Genomic DNA, 25,140 nt, shown 5'->3' with positions numbered 1-25,140 from the left:
CAAGTTACATGTACTTGCACATCAAGAAGCTCCATCATTTTCTAGAATATAATATATAATATAAATATATTCAATATGTTTTTTGGACAAACCAAAAAAGCCTTCTCCGTTGAATGACGGAAAAGGCTTATTCTTGGCGTGTATTTTAAGTTCGTGGAACTTGGCCGGAAGTTTGGCGGATCACAAGCTCGGGCTCAATCAGCAATTTGCTGTAACTCTTGGCTTCACCTGAGCCGCGCAGCACTTCCAGAAGCTTTCCGGCGGCTTGATATCCCATATCCCGCTCAAACTGCTTGACATGGGTAAAAATGCTGAATTCCTCCACGATGGAAGTCGGATCGTCAAAGCTGACGATCGATACGTCCTCAGGCACCTTGAGCCCCGCTTGCTTTGCCATCTGATAGATCTGCACGCCCAGTCTCCCGTTAAGCGAAATATAGGCGGTTACCATGCGATTTCGGATGTAACGGTATAACGGGTGGGCTTCCGCATCCTTAAGCACGTTCAGCGGTTTGAAATCCGTAATCATATGCGCCGGATTGATGAGCGCGCCTTTGTCCTTCAATGCATCGATATACCCTTCGATCCGCTCCTGAACCGTAACGGTCTGAAGTGGAGAATCCGAGCAGATGGCGATATCCCGGTGCCCAAGCTCCCATAAATGCTCAACGGCGAGCCTGGTGCCCCGCCTTCCATCGGCGGCAATATAATGGGTCTCGACACCAGGCAAATAGCGGTCGATCAACACAAAAGGAAAACCGGACAGCTTCATGCCCAGTATCTCCTCGTTGTAGTTCTCCTCGTCGATCGGGAAAATCAGCAGGCCTTCGGCTCCGAGAGCCTTCAGATCCTTGATGGCGTCTTTTTCCTTGTCGAGTTTGCCGTCGGTCAGCATGATCATGCTGCGGTAACCTTCGTCACTCAGAGCCTGCTCGATCCCCTCAATGAGTCTCATGGCAAAGTAATCATGAATGGTGGGCATAATCACGCCAATCATGCCCGTTGCCAGCGTCCTCTCTCTTCCCTTGTGTGACGAAGCCGACGGCTGCGCTCCGGGTAAGAAGTCCGCCTCTTCTGCAACAAAACTTCCTTTGCCCGGCACGCGGGCAATCAATTTCTCATTCGCTAATCCCGTCAGTGCATTGGCAACCGTGATCTTGCTGACATGAAACTGGTCCATCAGCTCCTTCTCTGTCGGAATGCGATCACCGGGCTTCATATTTTCTGATGCTATGACGTGTCGGATATAGTCCTGGATTTGCTGATACAACGGAATTCGATCATTTGTACTCATTCTAATCACATCACCAATTCATTCATGATATTTGAAATATATAATATATCCTTACACATACAAGCGCAATAAACAAGCATGAGCTGACAACGACTGTGACGACAACACCCTTGATGCGATAGCGTTTAACATGCCTGATTTGCAAGAATTATAGGAAGTTTTGTCGAACCTCTTGTAAAGGGATATTTGAATATATTAAATATGTGTTGGTAAGCAGTGTGCTGCACGGTATGGTACCGAAAAAAGGAGGTTGGATGTTTACGGATTAGCACGCGCTTCCAGTTGACAACAGAACATAACAAGGAGTGAATTCGCCATGGCCCGTAGATTCACGATTCTCTGTTTAGCCATCCTTTGTGCTTTTTCATTAAGCGGCGGCGCAGCTTATGCTTCGGGAACGGATGCACGGCCAGCCAAACCCGACGGCTCCAATAACCGCGAGCTGCCAAGTTTCAAGAAACCGAAGCATTTGGATGCCGCAGATATTTATGATGCTCCAGGTGACATTAAATTGCTGTTAGGGACCTTGCAGGGAATCGTTAACAGGGAACAGCCCCGAATCTATTTGATTGAGTCCCAGGAAGAAGGGAAAATGACCTGGCTTGAAGATATAAACGTGCCTTATACGCTTCATGAAGATTATTGGGACGTATTCGCTGCTTATCAAGGCGAAGCCAAAGGCATGATTGTTTATGATCCGGAAGTTCCCGACACGATTAATGTCGCCACCACCCTCGCAGGACTGAAAAAGGCTGTCGTTGCCAGCCCGGAGCTGGCCGCCAAATTGTCCAAAGCCCCTTATAACTTGAAGACGCTGGACGATCTGCGCGGCAAATTCGATAACCGGCTCGAAGCTTACACCTGGCAGTACGAGAATCTGTGGAAACAGACGAATCATCAGATGTTAGTCGGACTGGATCCGGATACGGCGATCCGAATTCCTTCGGGTCTGCCGGAATCGTTCGTGACGATTGCAGAGGAGAAGGAGCAGATTCGCGATGCAAGCAATCGTGATGCTTACCAGCTTGATTTATCCTCCCTCTTGGGAAAATCAGAGGTATATCTTCGGTTCGACGATGCTTTCACCCAAGATGGCTGGGGCCCTGCCGTACACGAAGTAACGGTTAAGGCCGACGGCAACGTGATTGCGAGTTTCATCGCAGGTACACCGGAAGAAGAGACCTATCTATATGATCGGCAAAATTCCAAGTTCAGTGAAGGACAGGGCGGTCACCGCTTCGCCGATAACGGCAGTTATTTTGTGTACGAATTCACCCCTCCTGCCGGAACCAAGAACCTGACCGCCGAAGTGGATATGTGGAACCAGTATAAGGTTTCAGCTGGAAATATCCGTCCGCTATCCGCTGAGCAGCAGGAACCTTATGGTTACTTAAGAGATTACGCCGTAGCCAACAAAGCGATGGTCTTCTGGCTGGATTCCAATGTGCCTGAGCAAAAAGCGCTGTTCGAAAAAATCCTGTCTGATGTGAAGCCGGGAACCCCGTATCTCGGCTGGTTCAGCAACGATGTGGAAGGCGAGTTCAGTTCCGTCGAGATCGCTTCCCGTTATGGCGTTTATGTTCTGGCGGCCGACTGGTTCAGCAATCTGACCGTCTTTTCGGGAACCAAGCCGAATTTCAAACTGGCGAAAACACCTCCACAGCCGGACCTGGAGAACAAGATTTACGTAACGTATACTTTTACGGAAGGCGACAACTTCCAATACAATCAGCATCGCATGCGCGTCATGTGGGATGACCCGGCTCGCGGCAAAGTTCCGATCAACTGGACCTCCAGCCCGCTGCTCTATGAAGGTGCTCCAGCGATATTGAATTATTATCTCAACTCGGCAACAGAGAACGATTTGCTGATTGCCGGGCCGTCCGGTGCAGGATATTTTTACCCAAGCCCTTGGCCGGATGCAAGCTTTCAGCAGTTCTTGCGGTCTACCGAGAAATACCTGAAAAAGACGGGAATGACGATTCCTTATGTTCTGAATCGAGTCGACAGTCAGAATGTGCCGTTATCTCCGTTTAAAGCAAAAGCATATGAGGAGGAATATAACGTACCCGGTTTATTTATTAGCTATGAAGACAGATACGGGGTTGAAATCGTTGGCGACAGCCTGCCCGTGTCAACGATCCGCGGGATCAGCACCGTGCAGGACGGATTGCAGGTCCTGAATGAGGCCAAAGCGAATTGGGACGGCAAGTCACCGCTCTTCGTTTCCCTCGGCATGCTTGCCTGGAGTATGACTCCATCGGATGCGCTGGCTCTAACCGAACAGCTTGGAGCAGACTTCAAAGTTGTACGCGCCGATCACTATTTCTCTTTGATCCGTGAAAGCTACGGCTTGCCGGCAAGCAAGAAATAATGATTTCTGGTTAAACAACCGCCTATTTCTTAAGGCAGCTCAGGCCCCATCCAATGGGGTCTGAGCTGCCTGTTTTATTATCGCTTCTCCCCGGGTCTGTCGATATATTTCACAGCATTCACTATATATAGTTAATATCATTAATTAAATATAATTAATTCCATGAATTAATTGATTAATTAATGTTGTTAATTAATGAGTCCATTTGTCTTTCATGCAATCTGAGCTGTGCCTCCTATAATATCCTACTGCCTTCAGAAAGTACTCTGTCTCTCCCCGCACCATTTCATCTCTTCACCTCTTAAAAGGAAAAAATGATGCCTTTCCTGCTCGGAGCCTGGAAATAGGATAAATTATTTCTTGGGTAATCGCAAAAACCACATCGTTTCGACAGCCGATCTGATGTCCGATTCGCTTCCCTACTCTATTGCAGTCGACAATCACATGGTGATAAGATCCTCTCCCCCATACGATTCGCATGCATATTACGGCTGTGCTTCCTCGCTCCATACATAAAATACGGCAAATGGTGAATACTCACTGTATCGAATTAGCATGTATTCCCTCATATGGAGATTAGTATTATGGCCGCTACTAAAAAGATTTCCCTGCTCGACGTTTACTTCATCATGCTGCTGTCCCTGGGCATCACCAATCACGTTGTCCTGATCCCGCTTCTTCTGCAGAAAGCGGGCCGGGACGCATGGATGGGCACACTGCTAACTATAATCCTGCATATTGGCTGGGTGTACATCTTGTTTTTCATTATGAAGCGGACCCGTCAACAATCCATTTTCGCATGGTTCAAAGACAGCTTCGGGCCCGTGATTGGCTGGATCTTCGTTAGCATAACAACGCTCTATTTTTTCTGGATGACCATGGTCATCATAAGAGAAACGACGACATGGATTCGGGTCACCTATCTGCCGTCAACGCCCAAAACCGTCATTTCGCTCACCATTATGCTGCTGTGCGTTTATGTAGCGAACAACGGTATTCGCTCGATCGCCATCATCTCCGGAATCCTGCTTCCGATTGTATGGGTATTGGGGCATTTTGTGGCCTTGTCGAATCTGGAATATAAGGACTATTCATTGTTGACCCCCCTATTCCTGGAAGGTTATACGCCCATGCTCAAGAGCATGCTCGTGGCCGGCGGCGGATTCATGGAGATGATTGTGCTGATCTATCTTCAGCATCACATGAAACGAAGAATGAAATATCTCTCGATCGTCATATTGTCTATTTTGCTGGGAGGGCTCACCCTCGGACCGTTGATGGGAGCTATCGCCGCATTCGGGCCAATTCCCGCGATGGAATCCCGCTATCCTGCCTACGAGCAGTGGATGCTGGTCACCATTACGAAATATATAACCCATGTCGATTTTCTGGCTTTGTACCAATGGATATCGGGGACATTAATCCGTATTTCGCTGTTCCTGTTTATCATGGCGGACGGTATTCCCTTTAAAAAACCCAAACGGCGCTTGTGGTATGTGTTAGGGATGGGTGTTGCCATATCTATCATCTCGTTGATCCCGGTTATCGATCGGCAAATCGAATTATTCGTGTTGGGCAAATATTCGCCGTCCTATCTGGTCTTCCTCTCCGCACTGACGCTGTTGATTGCCATTGCTGTCACATTTCGAGCAAATACCAAAGGTGGGTAGAAGATGTCAAACTACAGAACTCGAAATAGCATGTTCCGCCGAAAAAAGAAACAACCCCCGTTCGACGTGGACCGTGAGCCCGCATCCGACGCTTTGGATGAGGAAGCCCTGCGATCCATGTTTGCCAATTCCGCGGATGTCATCATCAAATCTTTCCCGGGAAAGCATGAAGATGCTATCCCCGTAGTGCTGCTGTATAGCGAAGGAATGGTTGATGCCATGGTGATGACCCAATATGTGCTGCCGGATCTGGAAGAAAAACTGGAACACTTCAGGGATTGGGAGCCTTTAGCCAGAGAACTGGATAAATCGATGGAATGGAGCAAATTGAAGCAGCCTGCCGATGTCGTTAAGCTCCTGTTCGCGGGACGTATGATCCTATTTTTTTCACGAGAGAAATGCTTTTATTCCATCGATATCGCCTCGCTTCCCAATAGACAACCAGAAGAGTCCAATACGGAGGTCTCCATTAAAGGGGCTCGAGATGCATTTACGGAAGATATATACATGAATGTGGCACTCGTACGAAAAAGATTGCGAACGGCTACGCTCCACAATGAGCAAATGATGATCGGCGATCGCAGCCAGACCCGGGTAGCCCTTCTGTATATTTCCGATATCATACGACCCGAAGTCATCAACGAGGCAAAAATGCGCTTAAAAGGCATCCAAGTCGATGCGCTAGTAACCAGCGGTCAGCTGGAGGAGGCACTTTCCGATTCGACCCTCTCCCTGTTTCCGCTCATGGATTACATTGGAAGGCCGGATTTTGTCGTGGAATGCTTGCTTAGAGGTCGTTTTGTCATCCTTGTGGACGGGTCGCCGATGGCATTGATTGCGCCTTGCAACTTGCTGGAGTTGTTAAAATCGCCGGAAGACTCCTATTTTCCTTACCACTTTGTGGTATTTGAACGGCTTCTAAGGTTATTAGGCTTATCTCTCGCCATTATGCTGCCGGGATTTTGGGTTGCGCTGACAAGCTACAACATGGATCAGCTCCCATTTCTGCTGCTGGCAACCGTTACCGTTTCCCGTTTCGGGCTCCCATTGTCCGGTCCGATGGAAATCTTATTGATGCTGGGCATGTTCGAATTATTTAGGGAAGCCGGGGTCAGGCTGCCTAAAGCCGTTGGTCAAACCATTGCAGTATTAGGAGGTCTCATTATCGGGGATGCTGCCATACGTGCGGGTCTGACATCGCCGACCATGCTCGTAGTCTCCGCGACGACGGCAGTTGCAACCTTTACTTTGGTCAATCAGACGCTGAGCGGAACGGTCAGCATTATTCGGCTGTATGTGCTGATATGGTCTTCCTTGCTCGGCATGCTCGGATTCTTTATTGGACTGTTCAGTCTCCTTGCATACCTCTCCGTATTGGAATCCTTCGGACTTCCGTATCTTGCACCTCTATCGCCGCTGACCTTCAAGGATTTGATGAATTCCCTCTTGAAAAAACCGTGGGCTTTCAACAAAAAACGACCGGAAATGCTGAACAATATTGATAACACTTCTGAAGAAAGGGAACCTACGTGAGATGAAAAACTGGATCAATATCCTAAAATTAATATGGTTAACGGTTATGCTCAATATGTTAACGGGCTGCTGGGACATCAAGGAGATACAAGACATGAATTACATCACCGCCATCGGCATCGATCAAGAAGACGGTGATTTTGTTGTTTACACCCAGATGATGGATTTTACGTCCGTAGCCAAAAGCGAAACGGGAAAGTCGGAAAAGCCACCGCAAGTATGGACTTCCAAAACTAGGGGCAAAACCTTTGACATGGCGGTCAATGCCATCTATGATTCAGCGCAGATGCGTACAAGCTGGAGCCATATCTCTTGTATTATCATCAGTGACACCGTCTTGAAATCGAAAGTTCTAACCAAATTGGATACGATCGGCCGATATCAGGAAATTCGTATGACGCCCTGGGTATTTGGAACAAAAGACTCCATCGAACAATTATTTAATGTTCCTGCTTTCTTCAATCTCTCCCCGTTAAATACGTTAGCTCATGAACCTTCGGAAGAGTATAGACAGAAATCCTATATCGTACCGATTCGATATTTTGATTTCATGGCGCTGATCACCGAACCGGCCAGCACGGTACTCCTTCCTAATCTATCGATCGATAAAGGGACCTGGAGCCTGAAACAAAAAGAAAATCCGAAACTTGTGATTAACGGAGTATACGCTATATCCGAGGTCGTATCGAAAGGTTTTTTTACCAGCGACAAGCTCACCGGTCTACGCTGGATGGAAACCGATACGAAACGCTCCCACGTCATGATTACAAATAAGAGCGGTGAGTACGCAGGGATCGTCGTTTTGTCGAATCCTAAAATTCGCAAGAAAATGAACATTGTCAACGGAATGCCTCAATTCCGCATCAACGTGAAGTTAAATGGTAACGTGGTAGAAGCGCTCGACGACATGAATAAGACCGAAATGGAAAAAAGGGCGGCCGCGGAAGTACGGGAGGAGATTATATCTACGTTTAAGAATGGAATTGCTTCAAAAACAGATCTGTACAGCTTGGAGCACGTGTTGTTTAAGAAAGACACCCGACTTTGGAAAAAAATTCATCAGTCGTCTCTCCCATCGATGGATGCAGGTTCTTTGGAAACGGTACATGTCGAAGTCCATCTGGATCATACCGGCATGAAACTGCTCCCCCATCAAGATGGCCCCACTGCGCCTACGACCAAAATAGAGGCTGACTCCTGACGATCTGCCGGTTAAATGAACCCATAATTAAGGCAGCCGGTTCTTGGAAACAAGAACGGCTGCCTTTGGTTTGAAGCAGATAGTATTTCTATGTCATATATGATAAAGATGAAATTAACGTTGTTTAAAAAATTGTTCCTACGCGATTGGCTACACGATAATTTCCACACCTTCATCCTCAAACAAGTCATCATAAGCAACGTAGAGGCCTATGGCTGAGGCGATTAATACCAATATGGCTGCGATAAACGCCAATTGTTTAACCGTAGCTTTGTTGGATTTTCCTTGCTGTCTTCGTTTGCGTTGCACTCCTCGGCCCATACTGCATACCTCCCGCTTTCATGCCGTTACCATAAAATATGATTCGGACATGAAAATGTTGTTAGGCAAAGCACGCTTATTAAAGCGTATGGATGATAGAGGATGCTTGTAAACCGTTATGATTGGCGGTGAAGCATGCTGAAAAACGCTCTTATATCCTTAACGAGTGACTCCGGATCGGACATGGCAACCATATGGCTGCCGCTTTCCAGATTCGACCAATGCACGATATTGTTTTTGGCTTCGGCAATGCGCCGGAAGATTGAACCTCCTCCGTGGGAAACCCCTGTCGGTACCTTTGTTTGATCTGTCGGCATCCCGGCTGCCCCATCATAATACGTCCAAGACGAGGAGGCTGCAGTCTCCGTCAACCAATATATGGTGGCGTTTGTAAGGAGCAAATCTGCAGGGATAGGTTCCCGGGGGATAACATCCTTGTTTTTGGGCCATCCGTCAAATTCCTTATAGCGCTCGGCAAGATATGCAAGCGCAGCGACCGGGGAATCGTGAAATCCGTAACTGAGCGTCTGCGGCCGATTGGACAGATAAGGGGCATAACCACTACCTCCTGCAAACAGCTCAGCCAAATGAGTCACTTCCGCTAGCTCTTCTTCACTAGCTCCTTCCAGTTCGCTCGGATCTCCCATGGGGATGCCCAGACCTCCTGTAATATGTACACCGATCATGTGTTCAGCATCCAGGATAGCCAGCTCCGGAGAGACTAAGGCACCGGCATCGTTACCGTGCGCACCATAAACATCATACCCTAGTCTGTGCATCAACTCGGCCCATATGCCGGCAACACGTTTGATGCTCCACGGTGATTGATCGGCCCCTTGCGGAAAAGGTGAAAAGGCAAACCCGGGGATTGAAGGTGCCACGATATGAAATGCCATCTTCGGATCTTCTCCATACGCACTTGGATTGCTCAGAGGACCGATGATATTCATGAATTCAGCAACGGTGTTCGGCCAGCTGTGCGTCATGATCAATGGCAAGGCATCTGGCTCAGGGGAACGTACGTGTAGAAAATGGATCGGCTGTCCATCAATGTCCGTCATAAATTGCGGGAACGCATTTAATTTCTGCTCATATTCGCGCCAGTCATATTCCTTAAGCCAATAATCCGCGAGCTCCTTAAGATACGCAACCGGAATCCCTCGCTTCCAGTCGCCTCCAGGTAACTGGGATGGCCAACGCGTATTCGCAATACGTGCCCGCAAATCGTCGATATCCTTTTGAGGGAAGTGTACGTGGAAGGGACGAACGGAAGCTTCAGAACGCGGATACCCGCTTACATCTTGATGGTTAGGCATTTCATATTACCTCGCTCTTCTGTTTTTACTTTATAATAAAAACGAAACACTGACGACTTTATGTCAGTGTTTCGGGGTTTCTTTTAATATAAATGCAAGAGCATGCTTTATGGACCAACTATAGGTCGTTAAAATGAAGCACCATGCCCGTCTTGTCATCGGATTTCTTGAATCTTGCATGGGTTAAGCACTCCGGGTCAGCCTCTTCGATATCCTGTAATTCATGCGTATACTGTTCAAGGCCGTTTAAGAGTATACGCTGCGCGATGTAGTCCCAATAGGGTCGATCGCTCGGCACATCGTTCACAGGCCAGAATAAACCATCCGTTAATAGAATTAGATGGGCTAATCGGGATCTATTGATTTTTCCGTATTCGAGAAAATCAACGGCACGGGGTTCCCCGTTCAAGACGCCGTAGCCTCCATTCACGTTGCTCTTAAAGCGGTTCTCCCTAATGATATCTATTACCGTGCCATGGAGTTCTTGTTGACGGGTCAGTCCCTGATTCACGCCTTCCTCCCATTTCGCGATGGCTGGAGTTTCCAAATGAGCCACTTGTCTCCAGGTTAACGGCCGAACCTCCCCGTCCTGGTAAACGGCAAGGATCATGCAGTCACCGGTCTGCAGAAATTCTACGCGTTCCTCCTGAATTCGTACGAGAGCAAGAGCCGTTCCCCAGAGCCCGTCTTTTTTCTCCATATCGACATGGGCTTGCTGCATGAGTTCTCTTAACTTATCGTTTGCTGCCGCAGTATGCTCCGCAAGCTGTTCCACTTGATCCAATGATTCAAAATAGTTCTTCACTGCTTGAGCAGCAAGGTACCCTCCCGTTTCCTTCTTGTCGCTGAGGTAAGGAACTATGGAGGATACCCCGTCTAACACGCCATACAATCCCGCCTGCTCATGAATCATAAGTGCATCTTCATTTAAGAAATGGATCCCCTTAAGGGTGTACTGCTCAATGGTTACCATAATGGCCCCCTCCTACACAATGAATTCTGGTTAATTTGCTGGATTCGTTATTTTCGCCTGGCCGTATTCCAAAATAGGAGACAAGTTACAAGCAGTGCGATCAGAAAGCTGCTAATGGCCGGGACGACAAGCTGCAATACAAAAGACAGCCCCTCCCCTCCGGCAACCGTCATCATGGCTGTGAACATCACGAGGATATAGACCGCAACGAATACGCACCAAAAGGTTTTAACCGGATTCGCATGGGCTCTTTTCGTGGGCGATACGTACAAATGACGGTGAACCCACCATGCGGTCAGGACCAAGCCTAATAGGGTGCTGCCGTGCTGGCCTAATTTATACACCGGAATTTGTACGGTACCGATATGCAGCATTTCCGTGAGGAGCGGAATCTGATTGACGATCCATGCTCCCTTGTGCGTGAACTGATCCCAGAGCAGATGAGTGCCAACGCCTGCCAGTCCTAAGAGGATTACGGCCATCCACCCAGTTGGAGAGGCTGGAAGCTTGCCATCCCGCTGCCAGCGGTACGGGAACCATGAAGGTAAATAGACGTGCAGAACCGGACGTATGACCTTCTCAAACACAACGTACAGCAGCAATATCAAGGGGAGATTGAATAAAAGAATACCCGGACCCTCATGTCCCCACACGCCGGCCGCCCGAAAGCGGATGAAATATTCAAAATCCGGCGCCATGCACCCGATAATGAGTGCGGACACCGGTAACGACTTCTTCTTCCACCACGGCATCGTGATGACGGAATGCGCGAATGTAAAAGGCATAATTACTCCTAACTGCTGATTTTATGTATAAACGATTTTTTACTATTCTAGCATCAACACGCATCTAAGGGATACGATATTTTCGTCAATCGAAAAAGGACAGGCTTCCGCCTGCCCTCTCAAAACCATGATTTACAGCAGTTCACGTGCGAGCAGGCGATACACCTCCAGCCGCTTTTCCTGCGAATGCGGAATGCTGCATATCATCGCTTCCTGGAATCCGTAGTGCGCTTGCTCTTCCTGTAAGCGGGCCGCGATGTCTTTTACCGCTCCCACCAGATGAATTTTGCGCCCTTCCTGGATCGCCATCCGGTCAATTTCCGTTAAAGATACATTCTGAGCCTCTTCGGGTGTCATCAGCTGCGTAATCCGGCCCTTGCTCATCATCAGCCGGAAAATATCCTGCGGCAGCGCTTCATACTCCGCTTCTTCCTTTGTTTCCGCTGTTGTCACCATATAGGATACGTTAATTTCAGGCTCCTCCATGAACGGGGATGGTTGGAAGTTATCTCGGTAATGGTCCAATATGTCTATGCTCATCGCTCCGTTGAAGAATTGTGCGAAGGAGTAACCGATCCCCATCTGTGCCGCTTGCAGCGCACTGTTGCCGCTGGAGCCGAGCAGCCACACTTCGGGCAGGGCGACTCCCGTAGGCGCGGCGGCATTCGTGGCATACAGTTCATCTTCCGGCACCTGGTCGCGAAGAAGCTGCATGGTGACGGAGAGCTTGTCATACATGTTATGAAGCATCAGCTGCCGCCCTTCGGACAGAGCGTACATGGCACTCGTATCGCCGCCTGGCGCTCGCCCTACGCCGAAATCAATCCTTCCGGGCGTAAATGCGCTTAACGTCTTAAATACTTCCGCGAGCTTCAGCGGCGAATAATGCATCATCATGACGCCGCCGGTGCCGATGCGTATCCGCTCGGTTTTTGCCGCAAGCCGGGCGGCCGTCACTTCTGGTGCGGAGCTGGCAAACGTATGTCCTCCATGATGCTCGGCCATCCACATTCTGCTGTATCCCAATCCATCGGCCAGAACAGCCAGCTCTTCGGCTTTCATCAATGCGCTTTCCGCCGTGTTGCCGCTGGTGACGGGAGCTTGATCCAGTACGCTTAATCTCATATGATATCTTCCCTTCTTCGATTCGATTAGATGACCATTTTGCTGCCGATCCATTCCTCCAAGGCGCTAACCTTGTCCTTAAAGCGTTCTCCGCGCATTTCCTCCGACAACGAAGCAATAGTCTCTCGCTTTAATACAGCTTTCCAGGAAGACTCGGCTTCTTCCATCAAATCGGATAGCAGGCAGCAGCTCTCTTCTTTTTGCAAGTCGAGCATGTCCACGAGAATTCCGTGGGACGAGTATAGGGACTGCTGTCCTTCCACCGCGAGGTAAACGTCGTATACTCGGATATCCTCAGGTTTCTTCTTTAATCTGAAACCGCCCTTGATGCCGGGAACGGACGTGATCAGATCAGCGGTTACCAGCTTTCTCAACAATTTCTGAAAATAGGTCACGGAAGTTCCCAGCTGCTGGCTTATCGCTTCCCCGGGCAACACCGCTCTGTCTGGCAGCATGTTGAGCAGAACCAGGGCATATACGGACTGTTCCACGCCGGTTTTCATATGCATAAACAGCACCTCGTTTTACGATATGGATTTGGTTTAAAATGTTATTCATTTTTAAAGCGGATAATCAATATCCACGTTATATCATATATCAGCCGGGTTCAAATGTAAAACCTAACGTTTGCGTTCATCTCATATAAAATGCTGAACGGGAGCGTGCTGATGGCATGACCTAGTTCAGCCGCGTTTGGATATGACCGAATCATGACTAAAGCATGACAGGTGTATGGCTTTTATATGACAGAAGTAACTGTTTCGAAAGACCGCCAAACCCTATACTCATAGAAACACATGACAAAAAAACACCGCTTTCATTGAAAGCGGTGTTCTTGCCTTAATCAATCCGGATCCCTAAGTGCCTGCTTGAGCAGCGGAATAGCCTTGGTCCGGTCATTCATGCCGATTTTCTCATAGATGACGCTGATGTAGTTACGAACCGTACCTTCCGTGATATATAACATATCGGCGATTTCGCGGTTGTTCTTATATTCCGTCATCAGCTTTGCAATTTGCAATTCCCTGGGGGTCAGATTATAGTTCTGCACTGGAATCTGTGGAACTCCGGTCGTTCTTAACCGGGCCGCCAACTTTGCAGCCACCTTCGAAGGGAGCATCAGCTCGCCACGAATCGCCTCGCGGATCGAGGCGATGATTTTATGGGACGTAAAGTCCTTAAGCAAATATCCGGATGCTCCTTTAGCGAGTGCCTCTATAATGAAATCCTCTTCGGTGAACGTCGTGAGGATCAGCACGATCGTGTCCGGATTGGACTGCTTAATCTGGTGCGTTGCCGCAATTCCGTTCATAACCGGCATTTCGATGTCCATTAACACAAGCTGAGGACGCAACTGCTCCACCAGCTCGCAAGCGGTCTGCCCATTGTCCGTCGTAGCAACGACCTCCATTTCGGGCTCCATATTGATAATGGTCTCTAGGCCTTCACGGACAATGGTCTGATCCTCTGCAATGAGTATGCTTATGCTTGACATTTCTGATCACTCCTTAAGCGCGGAGCGGGGCATGGTGAGTAATAACACACAGCCTGCTCCATCCTTCGTGCTGACCTGGAAGGTGCCGCCCCTTCGCCGGGTCGTTTGCCGCATCATGGTCAATCCGAATCCAAGCCGTTCGGACGTAAAGGGCAGCCCGTTATTTTCGAGCGTAAACTGGATAGCGTCTTCTGTCTCGATCAACTCAAACCGGAAGAACGTGCATTGACCGTGACGAATACCGTTCGTGATCCCCTCCTGCAAGGCATGGCGGATCAACTTCTCGGCCTCCGGCTCAAGACTGCCGTCGGAGACTTCAATTCTATGCTCTATGTTGACTTCAGCATATTGCCGGGAGTCGTTAATGATTTGCAGCAAGGAGTCCCGGAACGTTGCAGAACCAGCCGCTTCCTCGGCAAGCATATGCACGGATTTCCGCATTTCATGAAGCCCTTTGCGGAGCAGATCGGACGCGTGCTTCAATTTCTCCGTCGATTCCGGTGCGTTTTGGGAAGACATTTTCAGACCGAGCTCTAACTGAACGACGCTGGCTGTTAGAATATGTCCTACGTGATCGTGAATATCGCCGGCAATTCGGTTCCGCTCGGCGAGCACGGATATCTCCGACAATGCTCTGGCCCGTTCTTCCAAAGAATGCTCAAGTTCAATGGTCCTCGCCTCCACTTCGCGTTCCAGCGTTGCATTCCAGCGTGCCAGCTGGAGATGCAGTTCAAGGCGTGCCAACAGCTCCTGCTTGTCGACAGGTTTCGCAAGATAGTCATTACCGCCGTGTTCGAAACCGGCAATCAGATCCGTCATTTGACTTTTTGCGCTGAGGAAGATGACTGGCAATTCCCCTGAATTGTAATGCCTGCGTATTTCTTCTCCTAACTGAAGTCCGGATACGTACGGCATCATGACATCCAGAAGCGCGATGTCCGGTTTGTATCCATTCTGGATCCATTCCAGGGCTTCTTGCCCGCTGCATGTCGACCTGAGTGAATACTTTCCTGCCAGGAACTGCAAGAGTACCTGGACGTTAATCGGATCGTCATCCACGATGAGCACAGAAGGCAGTTGTTTATTGGAGTGGGCTGCCTCCCGCTCAGGCTCAACAATCTCCCAATGTGAGAATGACTCTGTCGGAATGTAATCTGCGACAGGCAGAGGAGGGCTCTTCGGCTTTCCTTCGCCAGCCATAGGAAGCGTAAAGCTGAACGTCGAGCCTTCGCCAAGACCGGAGGTTACTCCAATCCTTCCGTCATGCAGTTCGACTAGCTTCTTAGTAATCGAGAGCCCAATCCCCGTACCGCCTTGTTGAGATCGATCCAGAGGATTAATCTGCTCGAATGATTCAAAAATACGGTCCAGATCAGCTTCTGCGATGCCGATTCCGCTATCGGTTATCTGAATCGAAACTTGTCCTTGCAGCCTCTTTGCCGTGACGGTAACCGCCCCGGTTTCCGTGTAAGCGATCGCATTGCCAATTAAATTATGCAATATTTGCTGCAATCGATTCTCGTCTGCCATCACGTACATATCGTCCGGCAATTGATGGGATAGCTGGAGCCCTTTCTTCTCGGCCAATGGGTTGAGCACTTGAAGGGTCAGCTCGACGGCCAGACGCAAGTTAACCGTCACGAGGACCAAACCGATCTCCTGGTGCTTGAGCTTTGAGAAATCCAATATATCGTTTACCAAATGGGCAAGCCGCTGGCCGCTGACCTTCATGAGCCGCAAAAGATCGATGACAGGCGATGGCAGTTTGCCGGAGCTTCCGTCGATCAAGGCATCGGCCAGACCGATAATGCCATGCAGCGGAGTACGCAGCTCATGCGAGGTTTTCGCCAAAAATTCATCCTTCAGTTTGTCTAATGTCAACAAACGCTCCGATAATCGCTCCACTTGGAAAAATGCCCGGGAGGATTTCATGGACAGCAATAATGCCTGCAAAAATACAAATCCGAGCACACCGAACTGCAGCAACGCTGGCGTAGTAAAGACTCCTTTACGGTTTAAGGTATCATTGACCGCTGTCAGGAAAATCAGGCTGAATCCGAGGATGAGGAGGACAGCCCCTTCTTGTCTTTGCCTTGCTAACCGAATGGATGCATAGACGGCATAGAGAACAAGCCCGATGGAATAGATCTGAAATGGGATCAGTGAATAATCATACACCCGGATATCTGTTGTAAGCACCAGTAAGGTCAAAGATATCGTGAAAAACTGCGTCAAACGCCATACCTTGCGGGATAGAAATTGGGGAAACAAGTGATATATATATGAGATCAAAAATAATTCGCCGACGTAAATCGTTAAATACGATACTTTTGCAAACCAAACCCATGAGAACGCTGGGAATATTTCCAGTATAAATCTTGAACCCACCAGCATCGTTCGAACGGCAATGCACATACAGAACAATCCGAAATACAGCGGAGTTACGTCGTTGCGCCTGAGCACGTACAAGATAATATGATACACACCGATCACCAGCAGTGAACCGATCACAAGACTGTCTCTTACAAGCTCTACCGACTTCTCCTGCTGCAGCTGCTTGGCATCTCCAAGCTCAATAGCGTTATTAATCCCGCCTTTGGGATACGTATAATTGGCGACCTGAACCAGAAGCGTCAATCGTCCGTCCGAGTCCGGCTTAACGGGTACGACTACAGACGGACCATATTTCGGAATGGATGCCTCGTGCGTAGTTTCAGGTTTACCGGCCGATGCCGCCAGGGTATCGTTGACCCATAGGGCGTATGACGAATAGATGTTTCTCAGTTTGAGTGCAATCGGCTCTTCAGAATCAAGCCCGCTAATCGTCAAACGATACGTTGCATATCCGTCGGCTGGAAGCTTTCTGCCGTTCAATGTATAATTCGTCCAATACTCGGGCATATCGACGTATGCGCTTACGGCAGGAGAAGCCCCCTGTTTCAGATCGTCCGGATCCAGCAGTTGGTTCCAATAAAATGCCCACTTTCCGTTCAGCGAAATGGATCCGTCTGTGCCGAAATCCCACCCTTCAAGCTGAAGCTCACCGTTCTGCACGCTCACGGACGACTTCGCAATAGCAATCTCCGAATGGCCTGCTAAAGATAGGATTAGGTAAAAAAAAACAGGGCAACCGCGTGTTTACGCCATCTCATGCGAGAATGGACGCAACATCGATATAAATTTCATCGCCTAACCGGGCATTCCCCAGCAAGCGAAGATGTCGCTTGGATGTAAAATCTTTGGGTTCGTAACTGTTGGGTGCTTTAGCGGGGGACAACAGCTTTAGTTGGATATAGGTTTCCGCTACAAGCTTGCTGCAGAAGAAGTCGCGGAACGAAGTAGTGATGCCGAACTTGCCTTCGATGATCTCCCAATACATCTGTTTTTTATCCGGAAACACGGCATCATGCACCTGCTCGATAAAATGATCCAGCAGCTCGTACATTTCGGGTGTTCGATCTGCATGCAGATGACGGATCGCAAACATCGTATCGTAATGGTTGCTGACATCGGTTGACAATCGATCGCGTAACTTCACGAGCTGAGGACCTGATTTCTTGATATGTAACCACGTATCCTCCAGATTATCGAGCGACGTGGATTCCCATAACAGCACTTCATCGTTCGGAGCGCGTACGACCATTGCAACATGTGACCACGGACAATGTTCCAGTGCTTCAATTCGAAGACTTCCCTTGGCTACCCCATGAGCGAGCAGAATATCTCCGGTCTGCAGCTTAGGTTCAATCTCGTTATAAGGAACGGTAGTTTGGTTCATATTATCCCCCTTGGCTGGTGAAATTCACCATGAATTTAGTCCTTCAGTTTAATACTAAACGCAACCCATAAATTGTCAATCACTGAAATTGGGCTCTGACACCAGCTTTGTCCCTTCCCGAATCCATTTTTAGTAGATATAGGTGATTATCGGTTCGTACAGAGCTGCTTTCGGTTGTCGGTTTGCGCAAACAGGCCTGCCCGGATTTGCTCCACGGCAGGCCTGTATATTTTATTTGTTTTCGTTTATATATTCTAGCGGTTCTCCTGTCACGCTTCCTCCCATAACCGCTTCAGATTGTCCAAACCCAATCGGGTTCCTTCCCTGCACTCCTCCATGCCCTCGAATTCCAGCGTAATATCCCCGTCATAACCGGATTCTTTAATGAGTCGAAGGATTCGCCGCACATCCAGATCCCCCTGCCCGAAGATGGAGCCTCGTAGGTAATTGCCATGGGAGGTTCTGAACCAATTCCCCCCGCCCGGATCCTGATCAAACGGACGATAATAGAAGTCTTTCACGTGGACGAGCGAGGCCAGCGGCAAGTTGCGTTTCACGCCGACGAGCGGCTCCTCGTCAACGCATAGAAAATTGCCGATATCCAAGGTCGTCTTGAAGTTCGGACGATCGACTGCCTGCAGCACGCGCTGTACCCGGTCGCTTGCCTGCACGCTCACGCCATGGTTCTCGATTGTGGTCGTGATGCCGAACCGGGCAGCGTAATCCGCGATTTGACGGCAGCCTTCCACGATCATGTCCAAATGGGTTTCCACGTAATCGATGCCCATCTTCTCCGGCGGCAGCGTGAACGCTGTTACGTCATGCCGCATATGCTTCATTCCCAGCCGGCTGACCGTATCCACGTGGCGCTTGATCCGTTCGACTTCCGCATTGAAGTCGTCCCTGTTCTCCTGGACGAAATTAGCGGGCATGGAATAATTGGATAATGCGATGCCGGCTTCGGCCGCCCGTTCACGCACGGCATCGGCAAGTCCGGGATTGTCCTCCAGCGTAAAACCATAGGGCACGATCTCCATGTGCTGTCCGCCGTTCTCCGCGATCCAATCCACCACATCCAGCACCGTCATCTCGCCTGCACGGATAGCCGGCAGCAAGCTGTAGGTGCTCACACCAACCCTCATTGAATGATACCTCCTTTATTTGCTTCTTCCATCGTAAGCTTCCTGGTAGATTTCCAGATAGCGGGCCACATTCATGGCCTCCAGCTGCTTCACGTAGCTGTCCCAGTCTTTATCCAGATCGGCATCGCCAATCACGAAGCGTGCCATCATTTCATCCACGTAATCGTTGATCGTTTTGGACAGATCCGCTACCTCGGACGCCTGCTCGTTTGTCAAAAACAACGGCGGAACGGTGCTGACATCGGTTGGTTTGTAAGGTTCGTATTTATTTTTCGTCTCGTTGTACAATACGACTTCCAGATCGTCGTCTCCTTTGGCAACGGCGCTCAGGCGGAAATCATTTGTCCGCAAACTCGGGCCGGTTTGAATCCAGGCAATATTTTGCACCGTACCGTATGATTTTAGCTCAGACCAGACCGCAGGCTCCCCGTTGATGCCGACCTCTCCGTCCTTTGCTTCCCTCCATTCCTGGTCCGGACGGCCATAGACGCTGCGCAGCGTATGTTCCCGTTCGTACAGGCCATCTGCCCAGCGCAGGGCAAGCTCAGGATGCTTGGCCTTTTTCGTGATGACGAACGCACCCGGGTTTAATCCGGTGGAATCGAGAGCCGCATAGCGAACGCCGTTCGGTCCTTTGAGCGGCGGCACCGTCTTATATTCCAACCATCTGCCGCTTTCGCCGAGGAGTTGGGTAAATATACCCTGGTGGCCGCCGGTTGAAGCACCCAGAATGACCGTATCGGGATTCTCTCCGATCTGGATCAGCTGATTGTCATCCTGCGTGAATGACTCCGGAGCGAGCAGTCCCTCGGCATACAGCTTGTTCATATACCGCAACCCTTCCCTCCACTCCGGTTTGTTGAAGGCGACGTCGAGCTTGTCGTCTTTTATGAATATATGCTTGTAACTTGAACCGTAAACCGGATTATAAATGAAAGAATTCAACAGGAACGCATCGATGGAGGAGCTCCAGGATTTCGGTGAGATCGACAGCGGAATCTCATCCTGGATTCCGTTTCCGTTCGGGTCCTGTTCTTTGAAGGCCTTCAGCACCTCGTACAGCTCATCGGTGGTTTCCGGCATCTTCAGATTGAGTTTCTTCAGCCAAGGCTCATAAATCCACATTTTCTGGCTCATGGAGCAGTGGTAGCATTCATTCACTTCCGGAAGCGCATAGATATTGCCGTCCAGCGCGGTAATCGTGGATTGGATCTCCGGATTATCCTGGAACAATTTCTTGGTGTTCGGACCTTGCTTCTCGATCAAATCATTCAACGGAAGAAAGGCGCCCTGCGAGCCGTAAATCATCTGCTGCGCCGGCGATATGTTCAATCCCAGGATGACATCGGGATAGTCCTCGCTGGCAAGAACGAGATTCAGCTTTTCCTGCATGCTCTGCTCCGGAACGACCTCCCACTCGATGTGCACATTCGTTTTTTCTTCGTACCATTTAGTGAAATCGTTCGTTTCGAAATTCTCGACCAGCGGATTTCCCCGCACCATCACCTTCAAAGTGGTTTTCTCTTGAACCAGCGGATAGGTTCCCGGTTCGGACAATGCGATTGTATCGGTACCCGTATTTTGTGCTTCATCCGCGCCTTTCGGGCCCTGTGTCCCGGTACAGCCTGCAAGAAGGATACTGAATGCGGTGATAGCACCCATAATAACCCGCGTTCTTTTTCTCATAACGTCCCGCCCTCCTGAAATAATGGATGTATTATCCTTTTAACGAACCGATCATGACCCCTTTGACAAAAAACTTCTGCAGGAACGGATAAACGATCAGCAGCGGAACCGATGTCACCACGATCAGCGAATATTTCAGCAGCTCCCGCAGCCCTTGCCGGGCCGCCGCGGTTTTGGCGTCTCCGAGCATTTCGATATTGACCTCGTTCTGCACCAGAATGTCGCGGAGCACCAGCTGCAGCGGGTACAAATCCGCGCTTTTTAAATAGATCATGGCGTTGAAATATTGGTTCCAGTGGCCGACGGCATAGAATAAAGCGATAACGGCCAGGATGGGACCCGAAAGCGGCAGCACGATGCGCCACAGGAACCGGAAATCCGTACAGCCGTCCAGCTGCGAAGCCTCCAGCAATTCCGTAGGGATTGTCGTCTGGAAGTAGGTCCGCATGATGATGACGTTCCACACCGACAGCGCGCCGGGAATGAGCATCGACCATACCGTGTCAATCATGCCGAGATCCTTCACCAGCAGGTAGGTCGGTATCAGTCCCCCATTAAACAGCATCGTGAACACAAACAGCAGCATGAACAGGCCGCGCCCCCGAAAATCTTTGCGTGATAGCGGGTAAGCCGCCATGACGGACAGAATGAGATTAATCGAGGTGCCTGCCAGCGTATAGAACAGCGTGTTCATGAAGCCTTTGGCGACCATCGTGTTTTTGAACACCGCACGGTACCCCTCGAGCGTCGGTTCGACGGGCCACAGCCATACCTTTCCCGACAAAACCGCGCTGCTGGAACTGAACGAAGCACTGACGACATAAATCAACGGATATAACACAACGATTAAGAAAACGGATAAAATGACGTAGTTCACCACCGTAAAAACGCGGTCCGAGCCGGATTCCTTCATGGCAGGTGATTGCATACATGTTCCCCCTTCCTTACCAAAGACTTTCCTGCTTCAGCTTTTTGGCCGTCTGATTCACGATCAGCAGCAGCACGAAGCCGATGATCGCTTTAAACAAGCCAATCGCCGTGGCATAAGAGAAATTCATCGCTTGGGATACCAGCCCAACCTTGTACACATACGTGTCGATGACCTCGGATGATCGCAAATTCAGCGCATTCTGCATTAACAGGATTTTCTCGAAGCCGGTTTCCAGCATTTGACCCGTATTCAAAATGAGCAGAATGATGGCGATGGGCATAATGCCCGGCAGGTCAATATGGCGCATCCGCTGCATCTTCGAAGCGCCGTCTATGACGGCTGCTTCATGGAGTGCCGGATCAATGCCTGAAAGCGTTGCCAAAAAGATGATGCAGGAAAACCCGACGTTCTGCCAAATATGGGACCACACGTAGATCGACTGAAACCAGGAGGCCTCCGCCATGAAATGATACGGACCTGCGCCGATCCAACCGAGCATCGTATTGATGAGTCCCGTTCTCGGGTCCATAAACTGCAGCATCAAACCCACCAATACGACCAGAGAGATGAAATAAGGCGCGTATGTAACCATCTGGACGGTGTTCTTGAAACGCCGGTTTCTTACATAATTCAAACCAAGCGCGAGCAGAATGGGAAACGGAAAACTGGCTATCAGCGTGTATAAGCTGATCGAGAACGTATTCTTAAGCAAACGCCAAAATTCATGCGATTGGAAGAAACGTTCGAACTGGGCAAATCCGACCCATGGGCTGCCGTTGATTCCTTTCGTGACGTTGAACTCTTTAAACGCAATCTGCGCGCCGTACATCGGCACATACTTGAATATGATGATGTACAATAACGGGAGCAAAAAAAGCGCGTACAATTGCCAGCTGCGGACGATACTCTTCCAGCCACTCAGCAGTTACCACTCCAATCTTCAATGGGATTCGTCCCGATCCGGTCCGTGATTGGAGTATATACAGCCGGCTTGATCGCGTAAATCTTCATGTTTCCGGTCGACTATTCAGAATTTTAGAATGGGCTGTTATTCATCAATCCGGTAGTACGCATTTCTTTAGATTAAGCATAATCTCCGGCCCGGTGAAGGCGTCTGTACTCGGTGGCGCTTATCCCGTTTACGCGTTTAAACGCCCGGCTGAAGGTGTTGAGCGACAAATAGCCGCAAGCTGCAGCGATGTCGCTGACCGGCTTGTCGCTTGTCGCCAACTCCCGTTTTGCCTCATCCATTCGGAGCTTCTCAAGATACTCCGAGAAATTCAAACCCGTCTGCTCCTTGAAGAAGTACGATACATAAGCTTCGGAAGTGTGGGTTTCCCGGGCGAGCGCGGATAAACTCAGATCGCTCTCCCCATAGTGCTTCTCGATATAGCTCAGCAGCCGGTTCGTTAAATGAGCATTATGGCTCTTCTTCCTCTCCTCGTTCTTCTGACAGAGGCGAACGAAAGCGGCATAGAGAATATTCATGGCTTCAGCAGGGGATAACTCGGGATTTAACGCTCGGATGACGGCATCCGTTTCCTCCGTTCTGTGGCTTCCAGCATTCCCTGTCTGTTCGTTGCACTTCATCAGGGTACCGCTAAGCTCCTGGACAAGGAGCTTCTCGACGGCCATAGGCATTTGCCGATCCGACTTGTTCTTCTCTTTGATCTGCCGAAAAAGCTGCCTTGTCTCATCCAGATTGCCGGCCTTCACAAGCTGGATTAACCGCATCTCTTCGTCTGCCGGGTAATAATAGGAAAAGGCCGGCATTTCCATCTCGGCATGAAAAAAGATAGGAGACTTCTCGCTCCATCCCGCATGATGCAGAACAAACTTGGCCTCTCCGTAGGAACGATACAGCTCGGCAATATTGGACCGGAACTCGCCTACGGCCATGTACAGGCCCGTGCCGGAAATTCCAATCAAATGTTCATAAATCGACTGTAGATGTGCACGCATTTTTATCGTGAATTCCGCTTTGTCCGCTGCCGTTCCCGACAGGACCAGAACCAATTGATTTTCTCCAAAGTCATGCAGCAGCGCCCCTTCTCCGCATAATGATTGAATCCGGTCGCGGATGTTGATTTTGACAATATCGAGCTCCATCAGCATCTCTTCCATGAATGGCTCATGGTAACCTCGAATATGAAGCAGCGCCACCGCATGGTGTGATCCCCGGAGCTGGACCTGCGCGTGATCCATGGCAGCCTCCAGCTCCTGCATCGACGTGAAGCCCCCTTTCAGAAGACGGTCTACCAGAACGTTTCGCAGCATCGGAATCTGCTCTTCCAACCGCTCCTTCAGCGAATCATGGCTTTCAACCAGCTCGGAAACGGAATGGCCGATATAATCAACGGCGTTACGCGAAGCAGCGTGAGCTGTTTCGGATCGGGTTGAAGGCAGCAGCTGAAGGATTTTGAGGAACGGCCTGCTGCTTCGATATGCCAAATAACCGGCCACGCCTAACCCCAGCAGCAGAGCTGTAACGAAGATGGTTAACGTCAGCTGCTTGATATAATATACCTTTTGGAGCACCACGGATTTAGGCTGGGCGGATACATAGCTCCATCCGTTGTACTCGGATGTGGATTGCGTCACAAGCATCTCCTGTTCATCCCATCGGATATGGGTATCGCCACTTTTTATGGGAAGCGCTTTCATAAAATCCTGTTCTTTCAAACCGATGGAGCTGATCAGGTTTCCATTAGGATCGGCTATATAGGCAAAGCCCTCTTGTTCCGGATCGACTTTGCGGAGCATGTCCTGGATCTGCCTATTGTTAATCAGGACCGTAACGACCCCGCTGCTGCTTTTGTTCCCGAAGGATTGCATATAACTCACGACGGAGTATGGTTTGCCTTCATAAACAACCGAATGTCCCGGCATATACGTTTTATAATGATACTGCCCGAACAATGCTTGCCTCCATTCGCTTAACGATTGGCCTTCATAACGCAGCAGCAAACGATAATACTGGTCTGACGTATACACCTTGCGGGGAGAGATGACCATGCTGCTGTTCTTGTACGCGATGTAATAATCCACGATGAAATGATTAAACAGTTTGTAATTAAACAAGCTCTTCTCCAAATCCCACAGACGGTATGGGCCTGTGCCGGCAAATGGTTCTTTCTCGAATTGAAAGGATTGGATCTTGGATTCGCTCGACATCTGCCGTGCGATGTTCTCGATTTCGGCAAATCGCTGATCCAGCGCTTCCTGAATTTGCTGCAGTGCCGCAGAAGTGCTCTTTACCGTCTCGTTTTCAATCAGCTCCGAGGTTTTCCCATAAGCAAACCATCCAACCAATAGGGAGCCTACCAGAATGACGGCATACGGTATAAAAAATCGAAACAACAGCCCTGCCTTCTCTCCCGAAACGGATTTCACCGGCATTTTCCCCCTTTCTTCCCTTCAGATATGATCCAATATATCAAAGATTGATGCGCGTAGTCAGTAGACCAAAAGGCACTGATTTCCCCCCTTATTAAGCGTCCGTAAACGCAAAAAGAC

At 49.5% G+C, this 25,140-nt stretch carries 19 protein-coding genes; 4 read left to right on the top strand and 15 right to left on the bottom strand.

The features are described from left to right. Positions 1–145: 145 nt before the first annotated feature. Positions 146–1,294 (bottom strand): GntR family transcriptional regulator, encoded by a 1,149-nt coding sequence (locus M1D70_RS15140; protein WP_456290351.1) that lies wholly within the window; start codon positions 1,292–1,294, stop codon positions 146–148. Between the two features lie 316 nt (positions 1,295–1,610). Here M1D70_RS15140 and M1D70_RS15135 point away from each other — a divergent pair, with 316 nt between their 5' ends. The 4 genes from M1D70_RS15135 (at position 1,611) to M1D70_RS15120 (ending at position 8,072) form a co-directional block, all read left to right on the top strand. After that, on the top strand, positions 1,611–3,668 hold the full coding sequence (locus M1D70_RS15135; RefSeq protein WP_456290350.1) for a GxGYxYP domain-containing protein: 2,058 nt from the start codon (positions 1,611–1,613) through the stop codon (positions 3,666–3,668). A gap of 584 nt (positions 3,669–4,252) precedes the next feature. Continuing rightward, complete coding sequence (locus tag M1D70_RS15130; protein ID WP_456290349.1) at positions 4,253–5,338, top strand: GerAB/ArcD/ProY family transporter; 1,086 nt, start codon at positions 4,253–4,255, stop codon at positions 5,336–5,338. 3 nt (positions 5,339–5,341) lie between these two features. Continuing rightward, positions 5,342–6,871 carry a spore germination protein gene (locus M1D70_RS15125; RefSeq protein WP_456290348.1) on the top strand — a complete coding sequence of 510 codons (1,530 nt, stop codon included), beginning with the start codon at positions 5,342–5,344 and terminating at the stop codon, positions 6,869–6,871. 1 nt (position 6,872) lies between these two features. Further along, complete coding sequence (locus tag M1D70_RS15120) at positions 6,873–8,072, top strand: Ger(x)C family spore germination protein (RefSeq protein WP_456290347.1); 1,200 nt, start codon at positions 6,873–6,875, stop codon at positions 8,070–8,072. A gap of 150 nt (positions 8,073–8,222) precedes the next feature. On the opposite strand, the gene M1D70_RS15115 is transcribed toward M1D70_RS15120, so the two are convergent. The 14 genes from M1D70_RS15115 to M1D70_RS15050 all read right to left on the bottom strand — a co-directional run bounded on the left by M1D70_RS15115 (position 8,223) and on the right by M1D70_RS15050 (position 25,023). After that, entirely contained in the window at positions 8,223–8,393 is a 171-nt protein-coding gene (locus M1D70_RS15115; protein WP_009592652.1) for a hypothetical protein, read from the bottom strand. Between the two features lie 116 nt (positions 8,394–8,509). Next, positions 8,510–9,709, bottom strand: coding sequence for an epoxide hydrolase N-terminal domain-containing protein (locus tag M1D70_RS15110; RefSeq protein ID WP_009592679.1), 1,200 nt, complete (start codon positions 9,707–9,709; stop codon positions 8,510–8,512). A 118-nt stretch (positions 9,710–9,827) separates the two neighbouring features. Next, positions 9,828–10,682, bottom strand: a complete 855-nt coding sequence (locus M1D70_RS15105) for a protein phosphatase 2C domain-containing protein (RefSeq protein ID WP_456290346.1) — start codon at positions 10,680–10,682, stop codon at positions 9,828–9,830. A 47-nt stretch (positions 10,683–10,729) separates the two neighbouring features. Next, entirely contained in the window at positions 10,730–11,467 is a 738-nt protein-coding gene (locus tag M1D70_RS15100; RefSeq protein WP_456290345.1) for a DUF4184 family protein, read from the bottom strand. A gap of 132 nt (positions 11,468–11,599) precedes the next feature. Beyond that, on the bottom strand, positions 11,600–12,592 hold the full coding sequence (locus tag M1D70_RS15095; RefSeq protein WP_456290344.1) for an LLM class flavin-dependent oxidoreductase: 993 nt from the start codon (positions 12,590–12,592) through the stop codon (positions 11,600–11,602). Between the two features lie 26 nt (positions 12,593–12,618). Continuing rightward, complete coding sequence (locus M1D70_RS15090) at positions 12,619–13,101, bottom strand: RrF2 family transcriptional regulator (protein ID WP_009592659.1); 483 nt, start codon at positions 13,099–13,101, stop codon at positions 12,619–12,621. Positions 13,102–13,436: 335 nt separating this feature from the next. Then, entirely contained in the window at positions 13,437–14,087 is a 651-nt protein-coding gene (locus M1D70_RS15085) for a response regulator transcription factor (RefSeq protein ID WP_456290343.1), read from the bottom strand. Positions 14,088–14,093: 6 nt separating this feature from the next. Further along, positions 14,094–17,147 carry an ATP-binding protein gene (locus tag M1D70_RS15080; protein ID WP_456290342.1) on the bottom strand — a complete coding sequence of 1,018 codons (3,054 nt, stop codon included), beginning with the start codon at positions 17,145–17,147 and terminating at the stop codon, positions 14,094–14,096. A gap of 88 nt (positions 17,148–17,235) precedes the next feature. Beyond that, positions 17,236–17,865, bottom strand: coding sequence for a hypothetical protein (locus M1D70_RS15075; RefSeq protein WP_009592662.1), 630 nt, complete (start codon positions 17,863–17,865; stop codon positions 17,236–17,238). Positions 17,866–18,134: 269 nt separating this feature from the next. Then, positions 18,135–19,007 (bottom strand): sugar phosphate isomerase/epimerase family protein, encoded by an 873-nt coding sequence (locus M1D70_RS15070; protein ID WP_456290341.1) that lies wholly within the window; start codon positions 19,005–19,007, stop codon positions 18,135–18,137. Between the two features lie 15 nt (positions 19,008–19,022). Further along, positions 19,023–20,693, bottom strand: a complete 1,671-nt coding sequence (locus M1D70_RS15065; protein ID WP_456290340.1) for an ABC transporter substrate-binding protein — start codon at positions 20,691–20,693, stop codon at positions 19,023–19,025. A gap of 31 nt (positions 20,694–20,724) precedes the next feature. Beyond that, positions 20,725–21,621: a carbohydrate ABC transporter permease gene (locus M1D70_RS15060; RefSeq protein WP_009590217.1), complete on the bottom strand. Its 897-nt coding sequence runs from the start codon at positions 21,619–21,621 to the stop codon at positions 20,725–20,727. Between the two features lie 16 nt (positions 21,622–21,637). Next, positions 21,638–22,495, bottom strand: coding sequence for an ABC transporter permease (locus tag M1D70_RS15055; RefSeq protein WP_456290339.1), 858 nt, complete (start codon positions 22,493–22,495; stop codon positions 21,638–21,640). A gap of 212 nt (positions 22,496–22,707) precedes the next feature. Then, the gene (locus tag M1D70_RS15050) at positions 22,708–25,023 is read right to left on the bottom strand and encodes a helix-turn-helix domain-containing protein (RefSeq protein WP_456290338.1); all 2,316 of its coding nucleotides are present in this window, start codon (positions 25,021–25,023) and stop codon (positions 22,708–22,710) included. Positions 25,024–25,140 lie beyond the last annotated feature (117 nt).

The sequence above is a fragment of the Paenibacillus sp. AK002 genome (genome assembly GCF_053903045.1).
Note: the sequence above shows the minus strand (reverse complement) of the source record. Positions and strands in the feature narration are given on the sequence as shown.

What these genes read in the sequence shown, in the direction of transcription:
- M1D70_RS15125 (WP_456290348.1), top strand. Translation starts at nt 5,342, where the DNA reads ATGTCAAACTACAGAACTCGAAATAGCATGTTCCGCCGAAAAAAGAAA.
- M1D70_RS15050 (WP_456290338.1), bottom strand. Translation starts at nt 25,023, where the DNA reads ATGCCGGTGAAATCCGTTTCGGGAGAGAAGGCAGGGCTGTTGTTTCGA.
- M1D70_RS15085 (WP_456290343.1), bottom strand. Translation starts at nt 14,087, where the DNA reads ATGTCAAGCATAAGCATACTCATTGCAGAGGATCAGACCATTGTCCGT.
- M1D70_RS15095 (WP_456290344.1), bottom strand. Translation starts at nt 12,592, where the DNA reads ATGAGATTAAGCGTACTGGATCAAGCTCCCGTCACCAGCGGCAACACG.
- M1D70_RS15065 (WP_456290340.1), bottom strand. Translation starts at nt 20,693, where the DNA reads ATGAGAAAAAGAACGCGGGTTATTATGGGTGCTATCACCGCATTCAGT.
- M1D70_RS15130 (WP_456290349.1), top strand. Translation starts at nt 4,253, where the DNA reads ATGGCCGCTACTAAAAAGATTTCCCTGCTCGACGTTTACTTCATCATG.
- M1D70_RS15110 (WP_009592679.1), bottom strand. Translation starts at nt 9,709, where the DNA reads ATGCCTAACCATCAAGATGTAAGCGGGTATCCGCGTTCTGAAGCTTCC.
- M1D70_RS15115 (WP_009592652.1), bottom strand. Translation starts at nt 8,393, where the DNA reads ATGGGCCGAGGAGTGCAACGCAAACGAAGACAGCAAGGAAAATCCAAC.
- M1D70_RS15120 (WP_456290347.1), top strand. Translation starts at nt 6,873, where the DNA reads ATGAAAAACTGGATCAATATCCTAAAATTAATATGGTTAACGGTTATG.
- M1D70_RS15070 (WP_456290341.1), bottom strand. Translation starts at nt 19,007, where the DNA reads ATGAGGGTTGGTGTGAGCACCTACAGCTTGCTGCCGGCTATCCGTGCA.
- M1D70_RS15090 (WP_009592659.1), bottom strand. Translation starts at nt 13,101, where the DNA reads ATGCATATGAAAACCGGCGTGGAACAGTCCGTATATGCCCTGGTTCTG.
- M1D70_RS15060 (WP_009590217.1), bottom strand. Translation starts at nt 21,621, where the DNA reads ATGCAATCACCTGCCATGAAGGAATCCGGCTCGGACCGCGTTTTTACG.
- M1D70_RS15100 (WP_456290345.1), bottom strand. Translation starts at nt 11,467, where the DNA reads ATGCCTTTTACATTCGCGCATTCCGTCATCACGATGCCGTGGTGGAAG.
- M1D70_RS15135 (WP_456290350.1), top strand. Translation starts at nt 1,611, where the DNA reads ATGGCCCGTAGATTCACGATTCTCTGTTTAGCCATCCTTTGTGCTTTT.
- M1D70_RS15140 (WP_456290351.1), bottom strand. Translation starts at nt 1,294, where the DNA reads ATGAGTACAAATGATCGAATTCCGTTGTATCAGCAAATCCAGGACTAT.
- M1D70_RS15075 (WP_009592662.1), bottom strand. Translation starts at nt 17,865, where the DNA reads ATGAACCAAACTACCGTTCCTTATAACGAGATTGAACCTAAGCTGCAG.
- M1D70_RS15105 (WP_456290346.1), bottom strand. Translation starts at nt 10,682, where the DNA reads ATGGTAACCATTGAGCAGTACACCCTTAAGGGGATCCATTTCTTAAAT.